Source organism: Brevundimonas pishanensis (genome assembly GCF_022750635.1).
Classification (GTDB): Bacteria; Pseudomonadota; Alphaproteobacteria; order Caulobacterales; family Caulobacteraceae; genus Brevundimonas; species Brevundimonas pishanensis.
This window is the reverse complement of the sequence record NZ_JAJKBG010000003.1, coordinates 416748-440532: the sequence shown is the minus strand read 5'-3', so window position 1 is coordinate 440532 and position 23785 is coordinate 416748. Positions and strand designations below refer to the sequence as shown.

The following is a 23785-nucleotide window of genomic DNA, read 5'->3' as shown; positions in this document are numbered from 1 at the left end:
CTCAATGACGACGCTACGAGGAAATGCGCGCACCTTGTCGTCACAGACACGCCTGACGACCCGTTTTAGAGTCGCTTGAGATACTCTAACAGATCGCGCCTATCGTCGTCGGTTAGATCATCGAACATGCGGGTGTGGCCGCCATTGCCCAAGCCACGCTCACGCGTATCGACCAGCGAAGGGCGACTGTAGGGTTGATAGCCTGCGGGATAGGCCACGCCGACCTTTTCCAGATCCATCGCGTGCCCGCCGGTCTGGAAAACTGTTGGCCGTTCTTCCAGCCCCAGCAATGCCGCCAGCGAAGGTACCGAACCGTTGTGCAGATAGGGCGCGCTTTGCCAGATGCCGGTCAGCGGCGGCGGCGCGTAACGGCCTGTGCTTTCGGCGCGGATATAATGTCGGATAGGGCTGCGATTGATGCTGTCTGCTGCGGCATCATCGAGAACCTCCGCGCGAACAGGGTCCGTCCCGACCGACTTCAGCACATTGGGAAAGCTGACCAGACGGATCCCATTGGTCGTCTCCTGATATGTCCCGTGACAAGACGAGCAGCTACGCGCGAACAGGCTGGCACCACGCTCCGCCTTGCCCGTATCGATTGCGCCCGGGAACGGCTGTGGCCTCACCGTACCCACGAACGCGAAGGCCTCGCGCACAGTGGGAATAGCGGCGACGGCAGCGCGGTCACTCATGCCCATGGTGGGGACCGTGAAATAGGACGTAATCGACGCAAGGGCGTCTACGTGATCGGCAGTGATGTCGCCGGTCGTCAGGCGTAAATCTTCCCGGGCATATTGAGGCGGTGAATAGGCCCCGTCCCAAAGCAGACGGTAGCGGAAGGTGCGGTCGGCAAGATGCGGCACCGAGGTAAACCCGCGCTCGCGTTCGCTCACCCCCGACTGCCCAGCCAAGAGTCCGTGCTGAAGCTTCAGAGCTGCCACACCATTAGTCACGCCGGCATGGCCATTACTAAAGGGCAAGGGCCTGCCCCCCGATCTGGCGATATCCGCCAGACGCGCCTTGAGGCGCGGCATGACAAAGTCTCGCAGCGTCTTTTCCTCTCGCGCGGTCATTGTCGGGAAAAGGCGGCGGGTGGTGGCGATCAGACGCTCCTCATCCGCCGTGCCCGCGACGAGTGCGCTGTAGATGTCTTGCGTATAGGTCTCGAGATCGAGAGAGGGGTTGGGTGCGCCCAGCCAGATCTTGTCCGTCTGCGGCCTCCCCTGCGCGTCATAGGTCGGTGCGGCATGACAGGCCGCGCATCCGGTGCTGGCAATCTGCACTTCGATTTTGGGAATAGACCGCATGCCTGTGCCAAGGACGATGCCTATCGCCGCCTCGGGCAACGGTGCATCGCCTGCATTCGCAGGCCAGTTCGCCACCGTCCGGGGATAGAGGAAACCGTATCCCTGCATGATCCGCTTCAGCGCCTCGGGTGACACATCATCGGGTGAGCGGTGCAGCACAAGCGCCGCCGAGGTCAGCTTCCAAGGCAGGGCCACCGTTTCCATGGCATCGGAGTTGAGCCCCCCAAAGTCTCCGAAGGCAAACTGCATCGCGCCGCGCGCGACCGCGTCATCGGAAGGTTGCCAGTTCTCAAGGACGGTTGAGCGCGCCGCGATGTGTCCCCGCAGGAAATCCCACGCAGGGCTGCCGCCCCCCGCGCATCCGGTCAGAGCCATCATCGCTGTTGTCACTGCCAGTGCGCGTTTCATGGCGTCGACCTTCCGCAAACCTATGGCCCATCGATAGGATGGACCCGCCAAGCGGGCAACGGTCACGAACAAGTCAAACTTACTCGCATGTCGGTATGGCGATGAATTGCCGAAGAAAAATGTCCAGCTATGGACACTTGCGAATAACTCGCAGAATTCGCTCAGGAACCGGTCGGCGAACATGGTGTTGTTAATCCGCAACGGTCGGGCGTGTGCAACCACTCGCGCCCACCTCATTCGCGATGGAGACAGCGACTATGACACCCTCCAAGACCTCCCCTAGTCTGGATAATAGCCTGCACCACCATGCCCCCGGCGCAGGAAAGGGCGAGTTCAACACCGACACCGGCAACTCTGGCGAGACGCAGCAACACATCGCGCACGATGCCAATCATTCCGACGGCGTCGCTCACCTGACCGACAACTTCGGTCACCGTATTTCCGAAAATCAAAACAGCCTCCGCGCAGGCGCTCGCGGCCCGACGCTGCTTGAGGACTTTGTCCTGCGCGAGAAGATTTTCCATTTTGACCACGAACGCATTCCCGAACGCATCGTCCACGCTCGTGGCTCGGGCGCGCACGGCGTGTTCAAGGTCTCCAAGGCCATCCCTGAACTGACAAAGGCCGCCCTGTTCCAGAAGGCTGGCAATGAATGCCCCGTCTTCGTCCGCTTCTCGACTGTGGCCGGTGGCGCTGGCTCTATTGACACCCCGCGCGACGTGCGCGGCTTCGCGGTCAAGCTTTATACCGAAGAAGGCAACTGGGACCTCGTGGGTAACAACATCCCCGTCTTCTTCATTCAGGACGCGATGAAGTTCCCCGACCTCGTCCACTCTGTGAAAATGGAAGCCGACAAGGGCTATCCGCAGGCGGCATCAGCGCACGACACCTTCTGGGACTTCATCTCCCTGATGCCCGAAAGCATGCACATGATCATGTGGGCGATGTCGGATCGCGGCATCCCGCGCACCCTGCGCCACATCGAGGGCTTCGGCGTTCACACCTTCCGCCTCGTCAATGCCAAGGGCGAAGGCAAGTTCGTCAAGTTCCACTGGAAGCCGGTGCTGGGCATCGAGAGCACCACGTGGGATGAAGCCGTCAAAATCGCCGGTGCCGACCCCGATTTCCACCGCCGCGACCTGTATGAATCTATCGACAACGGTGATTTCCCCGAGTGGGATCTGGGCGTCCAGGTGTTTGACGAGGCCTGGGCTTCCAAACAGCCGTATGACGTGCTGGATGCGACCAAGCTGATCTCCGAGGAAGAGATTCCGGTCCAGATCATCGGCCGCATGACGCTGAACCGTAACGTCGATAACTTCTTTGCCGAGACGGAACAGGCCGCCTTCCTGCCGTCGAACCTGATCCCCGGCATCGACTTTACCAACGACCCGCTGCTGCAGGGCCGTCTGTTCTCCTATCTGGATACGCAAAAGTCGCGTCTGGGCACCACGAACTTCCACCAGATCCCTATCAATGCGCCGAAATGCCCGTTCCATAACTTCCAGCGCGACGGGCTGATGCAGACCCTGATCCCGACGGGCCGCGCCAACTATGAGCCGAACAGCCTGAACGAAGCGGGCGAGGATGCAGGCCCCCGCGCCTGCCCCGAAACCGGCTTCACCTCGTTCCGCGCCAACGACGAGCGCAACGACGGTTCCGAAAAGCTGCGCATCCGCGCCGAGACCTTCGCGGACCACTATTCGCAAGCGCGCCTCTTCTACCGCTCGCAGACCGAGAACGAGCAGGCCCACATCCGTGACGCCATCGTCTTCGAACTATCGAAGGTTAATCTCGAGCACGTCCGCGAGCGTGTGCTTTCGCGCCTGCGCAACATCGACGAGGACATGGCCAAGCGCATCGCTGACGGTCTGGCCATGGACCTGCCGGCCAAGGCTCCGGCCGCCAAGGAACCGGTCGACATGAAGCCTTCTGACGCCCTGTCGATCCAGAAGCAGGCCAAGAAGATGTTCAAGGGCCGCACCGTCGGCATCCTGTTTGCCGAAGGCTCGGACAAGGCCAGCATCGATAAGCTCAAGGGCGACATCGAAAAGGCCGGCGGCAGCGTTAAACTGGTCGCGCCTAAGGTCGGCGGTATTCCGGTCAAGGGCGGCACGCTGAAGGCTGACGAAAAGCTGGAAGGCGCACCGTCCGTCGTCTTCGACGCCGTCGCCTCCGTACTAATGCCGGACGCGGCTGAAAAGCTGACCAAGAATGCAGCGGCCATCCAGTGGTTCGCCGATGCGTATGCCCACTGCAAGACCGTCGGGCACTGCAAGGGCACGCAAATCCTGCTCGACAAGGCCAATGTCGAGAAGGACGAAGGCGTGGTGCCTTGGGAAGAACTGGTCAACGTCGGCCCCGTCCGCCACTGGGCTCGCGAGCCCAATGTCCGCGACCTGCCGTAAGGACCCGTGAGCATGGCAACCCCAACCGCAACGGCAGCCAAGACCAAGGCTGCCAAAACGGCCAAGCAGGACCCGAAAAAGGCCAAGGCAGCCGCTATTGCCGAAGCCAGATCCTTTGCGCCTGAACTGACGGTCCGCATCGGCTCCACGCCCAAGACCAAGTTCCGGGGCAATCCGGACGTGTTCGGTCGTCTGGTCGAGGATCACGACAAGCACCGTGCCCTGATCGCCATGATCGAGGAAACCACCAGCGGAAACCCAGACCAGCGCAAGATGCTGTTCGAGGAGTTCTGCAAGGAGGTGCAGTCTCACGCAGCCGCCGAGGAACAGGCCCTTTGGTCAACGGTGATGCGCGAGCCTTCGACGACGGACGATGCCCGTCATGCCGTCGCCGAGCACAAAGAGCTGGACGACCTGATGGCCGATCTTGCGGCTCGCGACTACAGCTCACCGGGCTGGCTGCGCCGCTTTGCCGCGCTGAAGGAGGAGTACCTCCATCACGTCGGCGAAGAGGAGCAGGAACAGTTCGTGGCGGCCGAAAAGACCCTGTCGGCCAGCGACTTGAAATATATGCGCAAGGTCTTCGAGCGCCGCAAAAAGGCAGAAAAGGCCGCGGCGAAGATCGAGAAGAAGATCAAACTCAAGGACTAAGGTCCGAATAAAAAAGGCCCCGCCAAACCGGCGGGGCCTTTCCTTTGTTAGTGCCCGATGTCTCAGGCCTGCGCTTCCATAGCGGCATGGCGTTTTTCCAGCGCCCGCGCTACAAGGATCAGGGCACCAATGGCGGGAAGATAGAACGGGGCGACGAACAGCATAGCCTTGGTCAAAGCCGCACCGCTTTCCATCGAGCCGCTGAAATGCTGGCTGAGGGCACCGACGAACAGCGGACCAAAGCCCATCCCCACCAGGTTGTTGACCAGCATCAAAATGGCCGAGATCGTCGCGCGCTGATTGGCCGGAGCCACGTTCTGACAGATCGCAAAGCCCGGCGCGACGAACATCATGTTCATGGCCATCGGGACAGCTAGCAAGCCCAGAGCCACCGGCCACGACGGAGCCAAAAGGCCGGCGATGAAGAAGGGCACGCCCAGACCCAATGCCCATGCGGGCAGGATTGCGTAGGCGCTAGGTTTCCTCTGCGCAAAACGATCCGCAAGGAAGCCGCTGCCAAACATGCCGATGGCCATGGCGATGCCGAAAACCAGGCTGTACCAGGTGCTGATGTCGGCCATCTCCGCACCCTTGGCGCGCAGCAGCAGAGCCGGTGCCCAAGCGGCAAAAGCGTTGAAGACAAAGCTATAGGTGCCCGCCGCCAGCAAGAGCAGCGACAGGGTCGGTGTGCGACGATAGGTGCGCAGGCACTCCATCAACGAGGCGGGCTTAGCCTTGGCCTCCAACGGCGGATCGAACCGCCCGCGCTTTGGTTCGCGCACAAACAGGATCAGCAACAGCGACAGTACTACGCCCGGTACCGCCACCGCGATAAAGGCCTGACGCCAGCCGTAATGTGCAGCCACCCACGCTCCGAACGCCACGCCTATGGTCGCGCCCAGCGGGACGCCCAGCGAGAACAGGCCGATGGCACCGCCGCGGCGATGCGGCGGGAAGTAATCAGAGATAACCGACATGGACGGAGATGCCCCGCCCGCCTCGCCGATGCCCACGCCAATGCGCGCCAGAACCAGATGCGTATAGTTCTGGGCCATGCCGCACAAGCCGCAGAAAACGCTCCACATTGTGCAGGCTACAGCGACGATACCCACGCGGTGGCTACGATCCGCCAGCCACGCAATAGGAACCCCGAACACCGTATAGAAGACCGCGAACATCAGGCCCGACACCATGCCGATCTGGGTGTCGGTCAGTCCCAAGTCGGCTTTGATGGGCTCGGCCAGAATAGCCAGTATCTGTCGGTCCAGATAGTTGAAGGTATAAACCAGCCCCAGCATCAAAACGACGACGTAAGGGTACCATCCAACGCGATCGGATGTGGCCGTGGCTGTTTGTTTCATACGCTTCCCTCTCCAGATGCGTCCCTCGGGGAGCCCGCTCTTTCGACGGCGGCTCGAACCTGAAGGACGGGTCAGTCTAACTTGCTTTACGGGACTGACTAGAGGTATTCGTATCCACACAAGGGATTTTCGCTTCCGTTAGTTTTTACAACCGTCGAAGCGAACCAACAAGGTGCTGATATCCCCGTATAAAACAAAAGGGCGAACCCGACGGTCCGCCCTCAAGTATTCAATTAGTGGGTGAAATCATCTACACCCATTTCACGCAGCAACTGGGCGCGGTCATAATAGTCACGCCATAGCTGCACCAGACCGTCATCATTGATGACCAGCACACCCATTACCGGAACGTCGCCACGCTTTCCGTTATAAATGAAGCGGTCATTGCGCTCGATATAGACGCGGCCGTCGATCACACCGATGTGCTCGAGTTCGAGTTCAATCCACGACACACCGGCACCTAAAGCCTTGATTCGAGAGGCTACTGCTTCGCGGCCTTCGATGGGGTCCAGCATCATGGAATGCAGCACACCGTCCGGCGCAAACAGGTCGCCCACCTTGTCCCAGTTCTGGTCATTCCAGGCTTGAACCATCTCGCGGACAACAGCGATCGCTTTTTGATCCTTATCGCTCATAGGTGGTATTCCTCCCCTTAAATCATTCATCTAGTTATGAAAGCGATGCAATCAGGCTCAGTTTGAAATCCGAAATCTCGCTTTCATGATTTCAACTGCATACAAGTCGATTGACAAGACCCTTCTTCCATATAGCTTGCATAAAAAGACCAACACCAGTTGGCTTCGGGAGGGAACAACAATGACCAAGCCGCTTTCCATGCGGCTGCGCCTCGGCGTAGCCACCATCGCCATCGCTGCGGGCCTGCCCGCAATGGCCTCGGCGCAAGAAGCGTCGACCGAGCAGTCGTACTCGATCGGTGAGATCACCGTGACGGCACGCCGCAAGGCCGAAGCCATGCAGGACGTGCCGCTGGCCGTCACCGCCATGGGCGCAGAAGAACTGCGCAACCAACTGATCACCGACGTTTCGCAAGTCGCGGCTCAGGTGCCCAGCTTCACTTTCCAGAGCCAGAACGCGCTGGAATCCGAGATGTTTATCCGCGGCGTCGGCTCAGTTCGCCTGAACAGCGCGACCGCTGACCCGTCGATCGGCACCTTCCTCGACGAGATCTATATCGGCCGCCGCGGTGCTGCGACTCCGCCGATCTTCGATCTGGAGCGCATCGAAGTCCTGCGCGGCCCGCAAGGCACCATCTTCGGCAAGAACGTCGTCGGCGGCGCGATCAACATGATCACCGCCAAGCCGACGCAAGAGTTCGACGCTGGCGGTTCGGTCGCCATCGGCAACTATTCCAGCATTCTGGCCGAGGGCTTCGTCTCCGGTCCGATCAGCGAGAAAGTCTCGGCCCGCGTCGCGGTAACCCGCGAACAGCATGACGGCTATGCCCACAACCCCCTGCGCAACGAAGAGTTGGAGGACGTCGAGTCCACCGCTGTCCGCGGCACACTGGCCTGGGACATCAGCGACACCATGCGTCTGACCCTGACCGCAGACGCCAGCAAGACCGATTCCGGCGGCTCGGCCCGTCACGCAGTTGATGATCCGAACGCTCCGGGCTTCGGCTTCATCACCCCGAACCTGCCGTCGCAGGACCCGCGCACCAACTTCTCGCCGTATGAGCAGTATGCGAACCGCGAGACCTCCGGCCTGACCGCCCGCTTCGAGTGGGATATCGGCTCCATGAGCCTGATCTATCTGGCCGGTCTGCGTAACGGCGAAGGCAACATCCGCTGGACCCAGGCAGGCGCAGGCTCGCCGCCGTCGATCACTGACTCCACCCTGACCCAGTACGAAGACTACAAGGGCCTGACGCAGGAACTTCGCCTGCAGTCGGATCCGGACAAGCGCCTGCGCTGGTCGACGGGCGTCTATTATCTGCGTGAGGAAGTGGCCCGTCAGTCGCGCAACACGGCCAAGTCGTTCCTGCCGGGCGGCCCGGGCTCTACCCGCGATACGCTGGATGGCGACAACCAGTACATCGCAAGCTCGGAAACCAACAGCTATGGCGTCTTCGGCGAGTTCGAGTACGACCTGACGCAGAGCCTGACGCTGGCCGTCGGCGGCCGTTACACCACCGACGAAAAGTCGCTGGATAGCCGCGCCGAAATCCTCAGCCTCGGCCTTCCGGGCGACCTGTATTCGCCCGCGCCGCTGCTGGAAGAGTACCACATCACCCCGTCGCAAGACTGGTCCGAGTTCACCCCGCGTGTGGCGCTGGAGTGGAAGCCGAATGACGATATCCTCGTCTATGGTGCCTATTCGACCGGTTATAAGGGCGGTGGCTGGCAAGGCGCTGCACCGGATGCCACCGCGGCCCGCAAGGCTTATGACCCCGAAACGGCAACCAGCTGGGAACTGGGCGTCAAGGCGGACTGGCTGAACGGTCGCCTGCGTACCAACCTCGCCCTGTTCCGCACCGACTTCGAAGACCTGCAGGTCGAACTGCTGGACGACGTGTCGATGACCCTGATCGTCGCCAACGCTGCAGACGCCCTGATCCAAGGTGCCGAGTTTGAGGTGAAGGGCCGCGTTACGCCTTGGCTGACGCTGTCGGCTTCGGGTTCGTTCATCGATGCCGAATATCAGGAATACACCGACCCGCTGCGCGGCATCAGCTATGATGGTCACCGCATCCAGCGCACGCCGGAGTTCCAGTACACCCTCGGTGCAGACGTCGATTACCCGATCAACGACAAGCTGAGCTTCATCGCCTCTGCGAACTACAGCTATCAGGACCAGATGTTCTGGGGTCCGGAAAACACCAACAGCGAAGATGCCTATGGCCAGCTTAACGGTCGTATCGGTGTAGCTTCGCCGGATGGTCGCTGGAGCCTGACCCTGTGGGGCCGCAACATCACCGACGAACTGTATCGCATCAGTGTGATCCCGTTCGCGGGTGACGAGGTTTCGCTGTTCGGTGCTCCGCGCACCTTCGGCGTGCGACTGGGTGTCCGCTACTAATACTCCCTGAAACCAACCCATAAAACTTTGGGGCGGGTCGGCGACGGCCCGCCCCTTTTCTTGACTTCGCCGCCTCTGCCTATGAGGTTCGGACTGGGCCACAGCCTGAAGGACTCCATGACCTCTGCAGATTCGACCGCCAAGACTTCAAACGAAGCGGCGGACACCCACCGCCTTATTGACGCCAGCTCCGCATCTCGGGCTCTAAATCTGATGGGCGATCGCTGGACCTTGATGATCAGCAGTCAGGCGTTTGTCGGCACCACCCGTTTCGAGGACTTCCAGTCGCGTATCGGTATCGCCCGCAGCCTGCTGACCGACCGTCTGCGCCGTCTGGAGAGCGCAGGGGTTCTGGTACGCAGCCGCTACTGCGAGCGCCCTCCCCGCGACGAGTATCTGCTCACGGAAATGGGGCGCGACCTGTTCGGTCCCAGTATGATGATCATCCGTTGGGAGAAGCGCTGGTACTACGATCCCAAGGTCCGCGCCCACAATATCAAGCATTCCTGTGGTCACGACTTCATCCCTGAATGCCGCTGCAACCACTGCCGCAAGGAACTGATCGCGCGCGAGACCAAGGGCGAACCCGGCCCCGGTGCCGGTAAGGAGCCCGCCGCCAAGGCCCGCGCCCAACGACGTTCAATCGTCGAAGGATCGCAAGGCACCGCCGCCATGCTCGAACGCTCGGTCGAGGTGCTGGGCGACCGCTGGATTACCCACGTCATCGCCTCGGCCTTTTATGGCCACAAACGCTTCAACGATTTCCAGCAGCAGTTAGGCGTGGCCACCAACATCCTGTCGGAGCGTCTGGCCCGCCTGGTCGCCTTGGGCATCCTCGAGCAGAAACTCTATCAGGAGAGCCCCAACCGGTACGAGTATCGCCTCACACCGAAGGGGCTGGATCTGTTCCCGCTGGTGCTTGAACTGGTGCGCTGGGGCGCGCGTTGGATGTCCGGCCCCGAAGGCCCGCCCGAACTCATCAGGCACCTGCCGTGCGGCAACATCGTCACCCCTCTGCTGACCTGTTCCCACTGCGGCGAAGAGCTGACCCGCGAAAGCCTGCAAGGACTTTGACAGCATCGGCGATACGTCGCTTGCTTAACAAGACGCACGATGTTACGCCTGTCCCATAAGCAAATGGGGCAATGATGAAACTCGAACGTCTTAAGCCTGTAAAAACAACCCTGCAGCCGACCAACCACCCCTATATGACGGGTGCATGGACCCCGCAGTGGGAGGAAGTCACCGCTCTTGATCTGGATGTGATCGAAGGCGTCATCCCGTCGGATATCGACGGGGTTTATCTGCGTAACACCGAGAACCCGCTGCATCAGCCGCTGGGCCGCTATCACCCGTTCGACGGTGACGGCATGCTGCACCAGATCGATATCAAGAACGGCAAGGCAGACTATCGCAACCGCTTCGTCCGCACGCGCGGCTTCGTGGCTGAACAGATCGCCGAAGGCTCGCTCTGGGGCGGCATTCAAGACGGCCCGGGCACGTCGAAACGCCCCGGTTTCGGTGCCCACGAAAGCCTCAAGGATTCATCCTCGACCGACGTGGTGATCCACAACGGCAAGGCCATCTCGACCTTCTACCAGTGCGGCGAAGCCTACATGCTGGACCCCGAAACGATGGAGCAACTGGGCGTTGCTCCCTGGGTTCCGCTGGATGGCGTTTCGGCACACCCGAAGACCGATGAAGCCACCGGCGAGATGCTGTTCTTCAACTATTCGAAGCACGCGCCTTACATGCACTACGGCGTCATCGATAAGGACGGCAAACAGGTCCACTACACCCCTGTTCCCTTGCCGGGGCCGCGCCTGCCGCACGACATGATCTTCACCACCAACTATTCGATCCTGAACGACTTCCCGTTGTTCTGGGACGAGGGCTTGCTGGAGAAGGGTTATCACGCTGCGCGCATGCACGACCTGCCGTCGCGCTTTGCCATCCTGCCGCGTTATGGCACCGAGGCAGACATCCGTTGGTTCGAAGCGGACCCGACCTATGTGCTGCACTTCCTCAATGCGTATGAGGAAGGCGACGAGATCATCATGGACGGCTACTTCCAGGAAGTGCCGATGCCGGAACCGCTCGAGGGTCATCCCAAGGGCATGGACCGCATGATGGCCTATTTGGACGAGCACAGCTTCAAGTCCAAACTGCACCGCTGGCGCTTCAACATGAAGACGGGCGAAACCACCGAGGGTCATCTGGATGACCGCGTGCTGGAGTTCGGCGTCATCAACAATCGCTATGCCGGCCGCAAGAACCGCTATTGCTACTCGACCACGACCAAGCCGGGCTGGTTCCTGTTCAACGGCTTTGTGAAGCACGATCTCGAAACCGGCGAGAGCTGGTCGGTTACGCTTCCGGAAGGCCGTTTCGCCAGCGAAAGCCCGTTCGTCCCCCGCATCAACGCCAAGGACGAAGACGATGGCTATCTGATCAGCTTCATCATCGACGAGAACGCCGGCACGTCCGAATGCGTCCTCATCGACTGCAAGAAGTTTGAAGAAGGCCCTGTGTGCCGCATTGCGCTGCCACACAAAATCTCCAGCGGCACACACGCCTGCTGGGCTGATCGGGCCTACATACGGAACGGAGTGGTGGCCGCGTAATCTGGTCACCAGTTCGGGGAGAGAAAGGGGCGGCTTCTGAGGGGATGCCGCCCCTTTCGATATTTGGCCTCAGGCTTTCAGAAGGCCTAGGACCTGCTCGCGAAGTTCGGTGCGGACGACTTTGTTCATCGAATTGCGCGGCAGGGCTTCGACCTTCACCACCGCCTGCGGCAGTTTAAACGTCGCCAGCCCCTGCGCCTTCAGCCATTCGGCCAGAGCCTTGACGTCCGGCACCGTATCGCCTGTCGGCACCAACGCCGCGCAAACCTTCTCGCCCAGAACCTCGTCAGGAATGCCGCAGACCGCCGCTTCCTTCAGATCGGGGTGGCCAGACAGCACATCGTCCAGTTCGGCCGGAGAGATGTTCACACCACCGCGCACGATGATGTCCTTGCACCGGCCAACAAAGCGGTAATAGCGCGACAAATGCCCCTCGCCCGCGATCTCGAACAGATCGCCCGTGCGGTAATAGCCCTCGGCATCAAAGGCACTGGCGGTCAGTTCCGGCGCTTCGAAATAGCCCTCGAAGGTCGCCGCGCCCCAGAAGCGCAGTTCCCCGGGAATGCCCGGTTCTGTGATGACTTCTTCGGTGGCTGGATCGACCAGCCTCGTCTTGATCATCGAGGCCGTATCGCCCGACCATTCAATGCCCTCTGCGCCCATGCGCGGGAAGTAGCGGGCACGCTCGGTGTGGTCCTTCACATGCATCGGCCCGCTGAACAGCGAAGCGCCTTCGTTCGAGCCGAAGATGTTGCACACCTCGATGCCCCACTTCTGCGCCCAGCCCTCGATCATCCACGGAGCCAGCGGTGCAGAGCCCGAGCCAATGGCGCGAAGGCTGGACAGGTCGATGTTTTCGACCATGGCGGGGGTCTTCAGTATGGCGTTCAGAATGGCCGGAGCGGCGATGGTGTAGTTCACCTTCTCCTGCTCGATCTGCTTCAGATAGATGCCCAGATCGAACGGGTGGTGCAGGACCAGCGTCCCCTTCTGCCACAGCCACGGCATGACCATCCCGAACGAGCCGATGTTTACCAGCGGGAACGGGTTCAGCAGAACCTCGCCTTCGCTGATTTCAGCGGCCTCGGTGACCATGCGCGCGTTGACGATCCAGAGATTGTGATCGCGCGGCACGCCCTTGGGACGGCTCTCGGTGCCCGAGGTCCAGAAGATGGTGAAGACCTCTTCCGGCTGGATCGGATCTGCCATCGCAGCAGCCACAGCAGTTTCCGGATCGGCCGCTTCGACAGCAGCGCGGAAATCAACCTGATCGCCCTCTGCCTGACCCAGAACCAATACCTTGGTGTCATGGCCTGCGGCGAGCGCGCTCATCATGGCTGCATGGTTGAAGCCCGCCAGCTCGCGCACAGTGACTATGGCACGCGGCTTCACCTTTTGCTGAACCCACGCGAACTCGTGCTCGCGATACATGGTCGGCACGGGGCTGATAATCAGGCCAATGCGCGAGCAAGCCAGCGCCAGAATGACGGTATCGACCACATTGGGCAGCTGGTAGCTGAGGACATCGCCCTTCTTCAGGCCTTGGCCCAGCAATGCGGAGGCGACACGGTCGACCTCCTCGCCGACCTGCGCCCACGTCAGCCGACGCGGCTCTACGCCATCCAACCCCGCACGGTGCGACGGATCGACCAGAGCCGTCCGGTCTGCCACTTCCTTGCGGTTGCGTTGAAGCAGGTCATCAACCGTCAGGTCACCCCACCAGCCACGTTTGCGGAAATCTGCGAGCCTTTCGGCACTTGTCACGATCATCGCGCTTCCCTCCCTTTGGTATTCCTTTCATAAAGAGACTAACTAAGGTCTGGAAAGGCCAAAATGCACAAGTTGGGGAGTTGTGAGTGATCAAGGTCGTACAATGGGCAACCGGTTCGATGGGGCGCACCGCCCTGCGCCGTATTATCGACGCGCGGGATCTCGAACTGGCGGGTGTCTATGTCTATTCCGACAAGAAGAACGGCATCGACGCAGGCCAGTTGTGCAAACGCCCCGATACAGGCGTGCTGGCGACCAATAACATCGAGGAAATTCTGGCGCTGGATGCCGATCTGGTCATCCATACACCGCGCATCACCCTGCCCTATGACAAGATGAATGCCGACGTGATCCGTCTGCTGGCAAGCGGCAAGAACGTCATCTCGACGGCGGGCTTCCACTATCCCATGGCCCATGACGAGAACTATTGGGCACCGCTGAAGGCTGCCTGCGAAAAGGGCAATGCCACGTTGGCGGGCTTGGGTGTGAATCCGGGCGGCTTTATCGAGCGTATCGTCTTGGCCGCGACGGGCTTTAGCGCCGAGTTGGACAGCATCACCGTCTCCGAGACCGTCGATGCCTCAGAGATGGTCTCCAAGGAGTTCGTCTTTGGCCTGATGGGCTTTGGTGCCGATCCGGCGGTCAACGACATCACCAAAGGTCCCTTGGCGGGAATGTACACTGCCCTGTTCAGCGAAATCCTGCACTTCACGGGTAAAGCGCTGAATGTCGATCTGATCGACATCACGCCAGAGCACGCCCTGACACTGGCTCCGCACGATATGGAAATCGGCGCAGGCACGATCAAACAAGGCACCGTCGCCGCCACTGAATGGCGCTGGACCGCCCGCTACACGCAGGACGTCAGCTTTACTCTGTCGATACTGTGGACCTCCGATCCCAAGCTGCACGGCAAGGATACCAACGGCCACTGGGTCGTGGACATCGAGGGCCGTCCGAACATGACGATGACCTTCGCCATTGACGAGGGTGATCCGAGCAAGCCGCAATCGCGCGCCTTGACCGACGCGACCGTTTCGGGCGCTCTACGCGGTATCCACGATGTGGTTGCAGCCCCTGCTGGCTTCTTTGCCTTCTACCCGTCGGGTCCTTGGCAAGGCCGATAACCCTTCGAAGGCACAGATCCTGACGCGCAGCGTCTTTGGTTTCGGCTGGCTTCGCACAGGCACAGTGCCAGCCGTCATCATTACCTGTCAGAGCCTGCTGCTGATGGCGGTGGCCGCGCTGCTGTTTCCAGCCATCAGGTCCTGCCGCCTAGCCTGAGACAAACAAAAGGGCGCGGGATTATCTCCCGCGCCCTTCTCTTTTTGGCTTGGCCCGAAGATCAGATCTTCTTGGGCGGCATCGGGATGAAGCCCGAGGTGCGCGCGATATAGTCGGCGTATTCCGGCTTGGTCTTGCGCATGCGGTATTCCATCGTCGGCGCGCCCGACCACTTCATCAGGGTCCAGGTCAGGAAGGCCGGACCAAAGATCGAGAACAGGCCGGTGAAGCTCTCGGCTGCGATCATATACAGGCCCCACCAGACCAGAGCCTCGCCAAAGTAGTTCGGGTGACGCGAATAGCGCCACAGGCCCGACTGCATGACCTTGCCCTTGTTCGAAGCGTCCTTCTTGAACTGGCTCAGTTGCCAGTCAGCGATGCACTCGAAAATCAGGCCAAAGATAGCAATGGCCGCACCGATCCAGCCGATGATGCCCACGGTGGCCGGAACCGCATCGATCTGGCCCAGTTGCACCGGCAGCGACACGAGGAACTGCAGCGGCATCTGGGTAATGCAGACGCTTACCGCGCAGAAGAATCCGAAGCTCCAGCCCTTCTTCTCCTTAGCCTTTTCGTACAGACGCTCATAGCGACGGTCCGGACCCTGCGTTTGCCAGCGACGGATCATGTAGCCGAACAGGCGTACGCCCCAGATGGCGCTGATGCCCAGCAGCAACCAGTTACGCATCGTCGGCTGTTCGACCTGCAGGAAGGTGGACAGCGCCAAAACGGGCATGCCTAGTCCCCAATAGGCGTCCACAATCGTGGGGTCTTTCAGCTTGGTGCCGATGGCCCAGACGATGGCGAAGCCCAAGGCCGCCACGACGACGTTTACCAGCAATATGCTCGCGATTTCCATTTACGCACTCTCCCCCTCGCGGCCTTTGCGGCCCGTTATATTTGTCAGTGGCCGGTCTTCAGGCTTTCGGCGTTCAGCATACGCGCCAGAGCCCGTTCGTGACCCTTGGGGTCACGTGCCAGTGCGGCGCGGACTTCCAGAACCATGCGATCGGTGTCGGCCTCGTCCAGCTTGCGCTTGATGGCCGACAGGCCGACGCGGGCGATGTCCTCGGGACGTTCCTTCTTGCCCTGAACCGAGGCCGCCATGCGTGTGTCGACCGAGCCGACGAACAGCGCCGTGACGGAAGTGCCCTGCGGTGCCAGTTCGGCACGGATGCAGGTCGTGGCGGCCTTGGCGGCGAACTTGGACGGGCTATAGCCGCCCATCACCGGCATGGCGCACAGACCACCGGCCGACAGCACGTTCACAATCGCTCCGCCGCCGTTGGCTTTCAGCACCGGCGCAAAGGCGCGCGACATGGACAGGACGCCGAAATAGTTGACCTCCATCTCCTCGCGCGCGGCGGCCATGGTATCGGCCCCGATCAGGCGCTGGTTCAGGAAGGCTCCGGCGTTATTGATCACAATCGATACGTCCGTGCATTGCGCTGCGGCCGCAGCAACCTGCTCTTCCTTGGTGACATCCAGAGCGATGGCGACAACCTTGTCGCCGAACTCGTCAACCAGGTGCTGGGCCGAGGCGGCGTTACGCGCACCGGCATAGACCTTGGCTGCGCCTTGCCCGATCAGGGCACGGACGAAGGCTTCGCCGATGCCGCGGTTCGCGCCCGTGACGATGGCCACGCTGTTAGCGATATCCATGGTTCAGGCTCCGACTTTGTACAGGGCGTCGTGCGGCTTCTTCGCCGCGCGAACCAGTTTGGACGGGTCCGGTGTGATCATGCCTGCACCCCAGTTTTCGGCCGATGCGCTGTCGTGGTTCCATTCCCAAACGAGCGTGCGGCGTGCGATCTTCCACGCGCCCTCACGCTTTTCGAACTGGTCGATAGCGCGGGCCAGCGTGAAGGTGTCCAGCTCTTCACCGTCCTTCTTCTTCATGCGGGCGAAGGCGAAGATGTAATGCTCGACCTTGGCCTTTTCGCCATCCAGCTCGATCAGGATATTGGTAGCCAGATGGTTCATCACGCCCGAGCGCGGAAGCATCTTGGCCATCACCGCCACATAGGCGTCGGCCGGACCATCATAGATGCCGCCGTGGTCTTCCCACGCATCAGGATGATAGCACTGGCCGATCAGTTCAGCGTCCGCGCGGTCTGCACCACGCAGGTACTGATGGATCACTTCGGTAATGGCCTGCTTGTCCAGCAGTGCCTGAATCTCGGGGTGGTGGCTCATTTTGCCGCCTCCAGAATGATGACGCCCTCGTCGGGCTGATCGGCGAACAGGCGCTCGACCAAGTCTTTGCGGTTATCCAGAACAGCGCGGCGGTTCACCGTGCCCTTGTCCGACAGTTCGTGGGCGTTCGGGTTCGGCGGCGTGGTCGGGAACAGGATGCGGCGGATACGGTTGCCGCCCGACTGGTCCGCGTTGAACGCCTTCAGGCGCTCGGCGATCTCGGCCTCGGCATTGGGGGCCTTGGTCCAGATGATGGCCGTCAGATACGGACGGTTTTCGTCACACAGCACAAGATCCAGCGCCAGCGGGTCGAGGTGTTTCAGAATCTGCTCGCGCAGGTGGCCGCCATAGACCCAGTTGCCGTTCAGCAGCTTGAACTCTTCGGCAGCGCGGCCTGCAAAGGCCAGACCCAGTTCGGGGCGCTCCGGATCATGGAAGACGCACAGGTCGCCCGAGCGATAGAAGCCTTCTTCATCGAACGCTTCGGCAGTCTTTTCCGGCTCGTCCAGATAGCCGTTCGACAGGCTCGGGCCAGCAGCGCGCAGTTCATAGCGGTCACCAACCGGAACCAGCTTCAGGATGCAGCCCGGCACCGGCAGGCCAAGTCCCACCTTGTCCGTCTCATAGTGGGTGACGGTGATGGCCGAGCCCGTTTCGGTCGAGCCATAGCCGCTGGTCAGCATGACGCGATGTCCGCACTCCGAGACTGCGCACGCTTGCAGACGGTCGAACACCGCCTGCGTCAGGCCCGCACCACCGAACAGCATCATCCGCACGCGTTCGAAAAAGGTCTTGCACAGCGCCGGGTCCGCTTCCAGCGCATCGGCCAGCATGACGTAGCCCAGCGGCACGTTGTTGTAATATCCGACGCTGACTTCGGTCAGATTGCGGATCGACTGGTCGAACAGGCCCGGCATGGGCTTGCCGTCATCGATGTAGAATGTGCCGCCTTCCAGCAGGGTCGTGCGCATGGCGAAGGCACCGGCGGCGTGGTGCCACGGCAGCCAGTCCATCATCACATCGCTCCAGCCCGCGGCCTTGCCGACGGTTTGCTGGCACTGTGCGGTGTTGGCCCCCAGCGCACCGATGGTCAGCTCCACGAGCTTGGGCAATCCGGTCGAGCCGGAGGTCAGCATATAGGCCGATACGGTATCGGGCTTCAGCCCCTCGATGCTGGCAGCCACGGCGTCGGTCGGCTCGGTCGTGATCACCGAGGCGAACGTGGTCGTGCCCTCGACATCTTCACCGCAGACGATGATGGCATTGCCCGTGTCGATCTTGGCGAAAGCCGCGGCGATGGCAGCCGTTTCGGCCACGATCACAGCCGGCTTGGCCTTGTTCACTACATGGCGCAGACGGCCCAGATCGCCGCCCAGTGCCACCATCATCGGACTAGCCGGACAGACCGGACGCCCTGACGCCCAACCACCATAGGTGACGGTCGAGAACAGCGACGAGTTGGACGACACCAACAGCACAGTGCCCTGAACCTCGAGGTCCAGCAGCCACTGGGTGAAGCCGTCGCAATCACGCTTCAGTTGGGCATAGGAAACCTTGATCCAGTCACCACCGCCCGGCGCGCGACGTGCAATCGCGGCCTTGTCACCTTGGCGCGCTGCGCCCTCGGAAAACCGGCGCGGCAGGTTGAAATCATACGGAGCCAGCGGAATGCGCGACTGCAGGTACAAGGTGCCATCGGCTTCGCGGCGAACCTCGATGTCCACGGGCAGAAGCGAGGCATCACGCAACGGCGCAGCAGCGATTTGTTCGCGGGTCAGGCCCATAAGCGGCGCAGCAGTCATGCCTTCGGACCCGTAATAGCCGGACGGTCCAGCATCACTTGCGCTTCGGGGGCGACCTCGCCGGTCTTGCCCTGCGTGGTGTGCAGATAGCCGTTGTAATATTCGCGCCAGTAGCGGATCAGCCCGCCTTCGTATTCCAGCATTCCCATGTAGGGGATGGCGATGCGCTTGCCGTCCTTGAGGATGAACTCGTCCGCGCCTTCCATCCAGAGGCGGTCGCCCTCCTCGACATAGTCGAACAAGCGCCAGCGGCTCTCGGCAATGTTAGCGGCCATGGCGTCCAGCGCTTCGCGCATGGCAGCCTTACCCTTGATCACCGGGCCAAAACCGCCCGAGTTGTTCCACTCGATATCGTCGTGAAGGAAGGTCATTACGGCGTCGAGATCCTGACGCGCCCACGCGTCGATCATCGACAGCAACCGTTCGATATTGGCCATTTCTCTATTCTCCCCGCTTGTCGCCGAACCTCTTTGATCGGGTCCGGTCGACGTTTGTTTTTAATGGTTTAGCCGCGCCACCTCAAGTGCCTACGACGAAGCTCACAGTCGTAGTGGTCGAACCGCCGATGTTCAGCGTCTGGACGTTCTTGGCACCCTCGACCTGATAGTCTCCGGCCATGCCGCTGACCTGTTTGGCGGCATCCAGCACCATGCGTACACCGGTCGCGCCAACAGGGTGGCCAAGGCCGATCAGGCCGCCCGACGGATTGAATGGCAGGGCACCACCGGCAGCAATGGTGCCGTCCTCGACAGCCTTCCATGCCTCGCCCGCAGCAGTCAGGCCCAGATGCTCGATGGCCATATATTCGGTGGTGGTGAAGCAGTCGTGGGTCTCCACCGCATCGACGTCCCAAACATCACCCAGTCCCGCACGGTGGCGCGCGTCCTCGCCTGCCTTCTTCACATGAGGGAACATCCAGCCGGCATCGTCCATCACTTCCAGTTTGGAACGCAGGCTTAAGGGCGCACCGGTATGGCCCCACCCCTTGATGCGCGGCAGTTGCTCAAGGCTGAGACCGCGCTTGCGGGCATAGTCCGCTGCGGCTCGCTCCGATGCCAGAAACACGACGGCCGAACCGTCCGTCACCTGCCCGCAATCCTGACGGCGGATATTGCCCTCGATGACAGGGTTGGCCTCGTCGTCCTGCGTGAAGCTGGCGGGCGTAAACTGCCACTTGCGGGTCTGGGCATTCGGATTGCGCTTGGCGTTGTCGAAATTGATCTCGGCAATGCGGGCCAGATGCTCGTGTTTCAGGCCGAAACGTTCCTGATAAACGTCTCCAATGTCCGAAAAGGCGCGCGGCCAGACAAACGGGGTGTCAGTGAACTCGTGGCCTGCCCAAGCCGCAGCGCCCAGATGTTCGGCTGCGACCTGACCGGGCACATTGCGCATCATTTCCAGCCCCAGCACGCAGGCCGTGTCATAACGCCCCGCTTCGATCTCGGCCATTGCGGCCATGATCGCCAGCGAGCCGGACGCGCAGGCCGCCTCATGGCGGGCTGTGGGCATGCCATCAAAGCGACGGTCCGTCTGGGCGAAGAGGCCGCCCATCATCCCTTGTCCGCAGAACAGTTCGCCGACGAAGTTGCCGACGTGTCCCACTTCAATCTCGGTCGGATCCAGTTGGGCGGCTTCCAGACCGTGGTTCAACGCCTCGGCAAAACCGTCGGCGATCTCCATCCCCTCGCGCGCCCAGTTGCGTGAAAAGTCGCTTTGCCAACCGCCAAGCACATAGACCATGACCCGTCCTCCCACTGATCCGAGAACGCAGACTGCTTTAGTCAGTCTCATAACGCAAGTGTCTAATTGAGAACCTCTGCGCATGAAAAAGGGGGGCAGCCGAAACTGCCCCCTCCATAATTCAAGCGATGGTTAAATCCGCCGGATCATTCACGTCCTGCGCTGGCCGGTCCATAGAGCAAGCCATTGAAGAACAGGCGGAAGGTGCCGTGCGGTTGGGCCCGCTGGGTCACCTCTGCGCCATAGGCAAAGACCTTGCCTTCCCCCAGATCAACATCCACCACAGCGGCGGTATCCTTCAGCCGCTCCGGATGGTGCGCCCAGCCGCTACGCAGCGGATTTTCGCTGTCGAACGTGACCACGGTCTTCGCGCCCTCACCCGTCACACGGAACGTCTGCCCATTGCTGAAGAAGACGTCGGCCTGCTCTGGCATGCCATAGGCCAGAGGATTGGTCGTCTCGACCGAAGCCGACAGGACCGATCCCGGCAGGAAGAAGTCCGTGGTCGCCAGCGGAGTGACGCGCCCGTTCTCGTTATTTACCAACGCAGGCTCGATGGGTGCGCCCAACAGATGCGCCAGCCGGTTCGAGTTGCCGATGGTCACAACAGTCCCGCCCTTGCGCGCGAACTCGGCAATGCGCGGGACGGTGGTTTCAGCTGTCACCTCGCCCAGCCAGCCACGCATCTCGTCTGGAACCGTCTCCGGTGCCGGTTGCGACCATGCCCCGCCATTACGATAGCCCGCATAGCTTAGTGTCGGCGCGGCGGTGTCGGTGAACACCAGCACGTCGAATTTGGCATTCAGGTCCTCGGTATCGAGCGCTTTGGGATAGACCACTTCAAACGGGAACTCGTACTGCTCAAGCAGCCAGCGGGTCCAACCCGACGACATCACACCGCCATAGCGATCCACTAGACCCACGCGCACGGGCCTCAGGGCCATGCCGTCGCCTGCCGGACGACGCGCCACGGCGTGGGCATCTATGCCCAGCGGGCCGACCGCTTCGCGCACGATAGCGGTCGCCTCTGCCGACGCCGGAACCCAGATCGCACCTGCGCCCAGCGTCTCGCCATTGGCGCGAACCGACTGCGAAATCCATTCCGGCTTGATGCCAGCGGCTAGCAGGCGGTTCGTGAGGATGAAGCTGTTGTTCGCCTCATGACCGATCACATAACCTGCACGGCCCGAACCGATCACGCGGCCCGCGGGAGCCGACAGCACGTCGGTTGCCTTGGTGGTCGGAGCCTCGAAACCGTCCTGAATGCGGTCGAAGTTCACACCCATCTGATAGGCCAGCGTGTAGCCCGCTACGTCATACGGCAGCTTGGGCGGGCCGCCAGGATAGTCAGTGTTGTGCGGGTGATCCTGCGGCTCGAACATGTCCAGCACGTGCGGACGATAAGCCTGCGCCGTCTTCACCACATACGAACCTGCCGGATAGCGGGTGCCGTTGACGGTGAACGGGCGCTCGGCCACCTCGACGTCCACGCCGTTCTTGATCAGCGTATTCAGGAATGCCACCGAGGCCGGCAGATCGCGCTGGGTTTCGGGGTTGATGATATAGCCGCGCGCCTCGCGGTTTTCCGACGTGCGGATGACGCTGGCCATCAGGCCCGCATCCACGGCACCGCGCTGGCCTTCACCACCCGCAGCACGCAGGCGGTCCACGTCCGAAGGCGTAATCTGCCACGTATCGGTCGAGCCGCGCTCGATACCGTTCATGCCCATACGCCACATGTTGAACAGCACGCGCTCGCGGTTGCGGGCAGCATAGTCGATGACCGCGCGGTTCATGCTCCACTGATAGTCAATGCTGTCGCGCAGATGCCATTTGCGCGGCGCGATCGGCAGCGGAAGGTCGCTGCGTGCCAGTTGGTGCTCCGGGACCAGAGCGATGTCTTCCGGCGTCGGGCCGCCGATGATCTCGGTCAGGATGCCGACGGCGTTGTGATAATAGGGCGTCGAACGCACCATGCCGTTGTGCCACGTCGAATAGCTGGCAACGGTATCGGCACCCGAGCCGCCCTTGCCTTCCGACACCAGACGGCTGTGCATGGCGGTGCCCAGCTCGTTCGTGGTCGTCATCACCAGCGAGTCGAGGTTGTAGTTGAACGGGTCGCGGAACGGCGGGATGAACACCACCATGCCGCGCGGGCCGGTCTGGTGCTGGTTATAGACGATCTGCGGGAACCACTCGCGATAGTGGATGCGATTGACGTTCTCGGTCTCGGCCTGCGTCACCATATAGGAGTCGCGGTTGTTATCGTGACCGGTGTACTTCTGGTACAGGCGCGGGATGTCGCGGAACGAACGCTCTTCGGGCTTGTCCTTGCGCATGTACCAGTCAGCGACCAGTTCCAGACCGTCCGGATTAACGTGGCCAAACAGCAGGATGGTGTCATTCAGCGTGCGCTGCGTCTCGGCATCCCGACCGGTCAGTAGACGATAAAGGACGTGGACCTGACCTTGGGTGGTCACGGTCTCCGTGGCGTGCAGGCCCGCATCGATCCACACCACGGCCTTGCCCTCGGCGGCCAGTTGGCGGGCTTCGTCTTCCGACACGCCTTCGGCCTTGGCCAGACGACGGGCGATGTCCTTATAGCGTTCCAGATTGGCGAGGTTTTCCGGCGTGGAGACAATGGCCATCCACTGGGTGCGACCCTCTTCAGTCGTACCAAAGCTCTCAAGCTTCATGCGATCCGACTGCTGGTCCAGCAGCTTCAGATAGGCTTCGTACTGGGTGTAATTCGCCAGATAATAGTCGGTGCCAGGCTCCTGCGGGAAGAAGTCCTTCGGCGCGGTCACGCCTGCAACGGCAGGTGTCAGGGGACTGGCCTCGGTCGTGGTGCCGTCGGCAGTCACTTCCGCCAAAGCGAGGCTTGGCAGAGCCAGCGGAGCCGTCAGGCAGGTTCCGGCCAGCAGCAGGGCGGCAAGGCCCGCGGGTGTCTTGATACGCTTCATATTTCCCCTCACACGCTCGACTGAGCGCATCATTGGTATTCAATCCGGACGACAATGAGAACCGCAACGCCTGAGCTTGGCGTCAAACTCTGCGTGTTCACGCGACCAACCTGTGCATTTCCGCCGATTATAAACGAGAAATCGCGCATGTTGTATTTGTTTGAATACGTGCTAGCACTACCCTAGCGGCGTTGGGCGAGATAGGTTCAGCGAACGTAGCTTGAGTGGGGGA

Annotated in this window: 17 protein-coding genes; 6 read left to right on the top strand and 11 right to left on the bottom strand. The window is 61.3% G+C overall.

Annotated elements, in window-relative coordinates; translation table 11 throughout:
• Positions 1-65: 65 nt before the first annotated feature.
• On the bottom strand, positions 66-1715 hold the full coding sequence (locus LOX95_RS08435; protein ID WP_242914028.1) for a c-type cytochrome: 1650 nt from the start codon (positions 1713-1715) through the stop codon (positions 66-68).
• A 257-nt stretch (positions 1716-1972) separates the two neighbouring features.
• Between LOX95_RS08435 and LOX95_RS08430 the strand changes: the two genes are divergently transcribed.
• Together LOX95_RS08430 and LOX95_RS08425 are read left to right on the top strand one after the other, a co-directional pair.
• Positions 1973-4123: a catalase gene (locus LOX95_RS08430; RefSeq protein ID WP_242914027.1), complete on the top strand. Its 2151-nt coding sequence runs from the start codon at positions 1973-1975 to the stop codon at positions 4121-4123.
• A 12-nt stretch (positions 4124-4135) separates the two neighbouring features.
• Positions 4136-4774 (top strand): hemerythrin domain-containing protein, encoded by a 639-nt coding sequence (locus tag LOX95_RS08425; protein WP_242914026.1) that lies wholly within the window; start codon positions 4136-4138, stop codon positions 4772-4774.
• Between the two features lie 62 nt (positions 4775-4836).
• On the opposite strand, the gene LOX95_RS08420 is transcribed toward LOX95_RS08425, so the two are convergent.
• Together LOX95_RS08420 and LOX95_RS08415 are read right to left on the bottom strand one after the other, a co-directional pair.
• On the bottom strand, positions 4837-6135 hold the full coding sequence (locus LOX95_RS08420) for a spinster family MFS transporter (RefSeq protein ID WP_242914025.1): 1299 nt from the start codon (positions 6133-6135) through the stop codon (positions 4837-4839).
• A 233-nt stretch (positions 6136-6368) separates the two neighbouring features.
• Complete coding sequence (locus tag LOX95_RS08415; protein WP_242914024.1) at positions 6369-6770, bottom strand: SgcJ/EcaC family oxidoreductase; 402 nt, start codon at positions 6768-6770, stop codon at positions 6369-6371.
• Between the two features lie 181 nt (positions 6771-6951).
• Between LOX95_RS08415 and LOX95_RS08410 the strand changes: the two genes are divergently transcribed.
• From LOX95_RS08410 to LOX95_RS08400, 3 genes are all read left to right on the top strand, one after another.
• Positions 6952-9174, top strand: coding sequence for a TonB-dependent receptor (locus LOX95_RS08410; protein ID WP_242914023.1), 2223 nt, complete (start codon positions 6952-6954; stop codon positions 9172-9174).
• Between the two features lie 117 nt (positions 9175-9291).
• Positions 9292-10248, top strand: coding sequence for a winged helix-turn-helix transcriptional regulator (locus tag LOX95_RS08405; RefSeq protein WP_242914022.1), 957 nt, complete (start codon positions 9292-9294; stop codon positions 10246-10248).
• Between the two features lie 74 nt (positions 10249-10322).
• On the top strand, positions 10323-11798 hold the full coding sequence (locus tag LOX95_RS08400) for a carotenoid oxygenase family protein (protein WP_242914021.1): 1476 nt from the start codon (positions 10323-10325) through the stop codon (positions 11796-11798).
• 69 nt (positions 11799-11867) lie between these two features.
• Here the strand turns inward: LOX95_RS08400 and LOX95_RS08395 are convergent, their stop codons facing one another.
• Positions 11868-13568, bottom strand: a complete 1701-nt coding sequence (locus LOX95_RS08395; RefSeq protein ID WP_242914020.1) for a class I adenylate-forming enzyme family protein — start codon at positions 13566-13568, stop codon at positions 11868-11870.
• Between the two features lie 86 nt (positions 13569-13654).
• Here LOX95_RS08395 and LOX95_RS08390 point away from each other — a divergent pair, with 86 nt between their 5' ends.
• Entirely contained in the window at positions 13655-14695 is a 1041-nt protein-coding gene (locus tag LOX95_RS08390) for an NAD(P)H-dependent amine dehydrogenase family protein (protein WP_242914019.1), read from the top strand.
• 218 nt (positions 14696-14913) lie between these two features.
• Here the strand turns inward: LOX95_RS08390 and LOX95_RS08385 are convergent, their stop codons facing one another.
• The 7 genes from LOX95_RS08385 to LOX95_RS08355 all read right to left on the bottom strand — a co-directional run bounded on the left by LOX95_RS08385 (position 14914) and on the right by LOX95_RS08355 (position 23553).
• On the bottom strand, positions 14914-15711 hold the full coding sequence (locus LOX95_RS08385; RefSeq protein ID WP_242914018.1) for a DUF1295 domain-containing protein: 798 nt from the start codon (positions 15709-15711) through the stop codon (positions 14914-14916).
• 44 nt (positions 15712-15755) lie between these two features.
• The gene (locus tag LOX95_RS08380) at positions 15756-16514 is read right to left on the bottom strand and encodes an SDR family oxidoreductase (RefSeq protein ID WP_242914017.1); all 759 of its coding nucleotides are present in this window, start codon (positions 16512-16514) and stop codon (positions 15756-15758) included.
• Between the two features lie 3 nt (positions 16515-16517).
• Positions 16518-17048, bottom strand: coding sequence for a nuclear transport factor 2 family protein (locus LOX95_RS08375; protein WP_242914016.1), 531 nt, complete (start codon positions 17046-17048; stop codon positions 16518-16520).
• Positions 17045-18850 carry an AMP-binding protein gene (locus LOX95_RS08370; RefSeq protein WP_242914015.1) on the bottom strand — a complete coding sequence of 602 codons (1806 nt, stop codon included), beginning with the start codon at positions 18848-18850 and terminating at the stop codon, positions 17045-17047. The genes LOX95_RS08375 and LOX95_RS08370 overlap by 4 nt, the downstream gene beginning before the upstream one ends.
• On the bottom strand, positions 18847-19287 hold the full coding sequence (locus LOX95_RS08365) for a nuclear transport factor 2 family protein (RefSeq protein WP_242914014.1): 441 nt from the start codon (positions 19285-19287) through the stop codon (positions 18847-18849). Before LOX95_RS08365 ends, LOX95_RS08370 begins: the two co-directional genes overlap by 4 nt.
• A gap of 82 nt (positions 19288-19369) precedes the next feature.
• Positions 19370-20590: an acetyl-CoA acetyltransferase gene (locus LOX95_RS08360; protein WP_242914013.1), complete on the bottom strand. Its 1221-nt coding sequence runs from the start codon at positions 20588-20590 to the stop codon at positions 19370-19372.
• A gap of 146 nt (positions 20591-20736) precedes the next feature.
• Complete coding sequence (locus tag LOX95_RS08355; protein ID WP_242914012.1) at positions 20737-23553, bottom strand: M14 family metallopeptidase; 2817 nt, start codon at positions 23551-23553, stop codon at positions 20737-20739.
• Between the last annotated feature and the right edge of the window lie 232 nt (positions 23554-23785).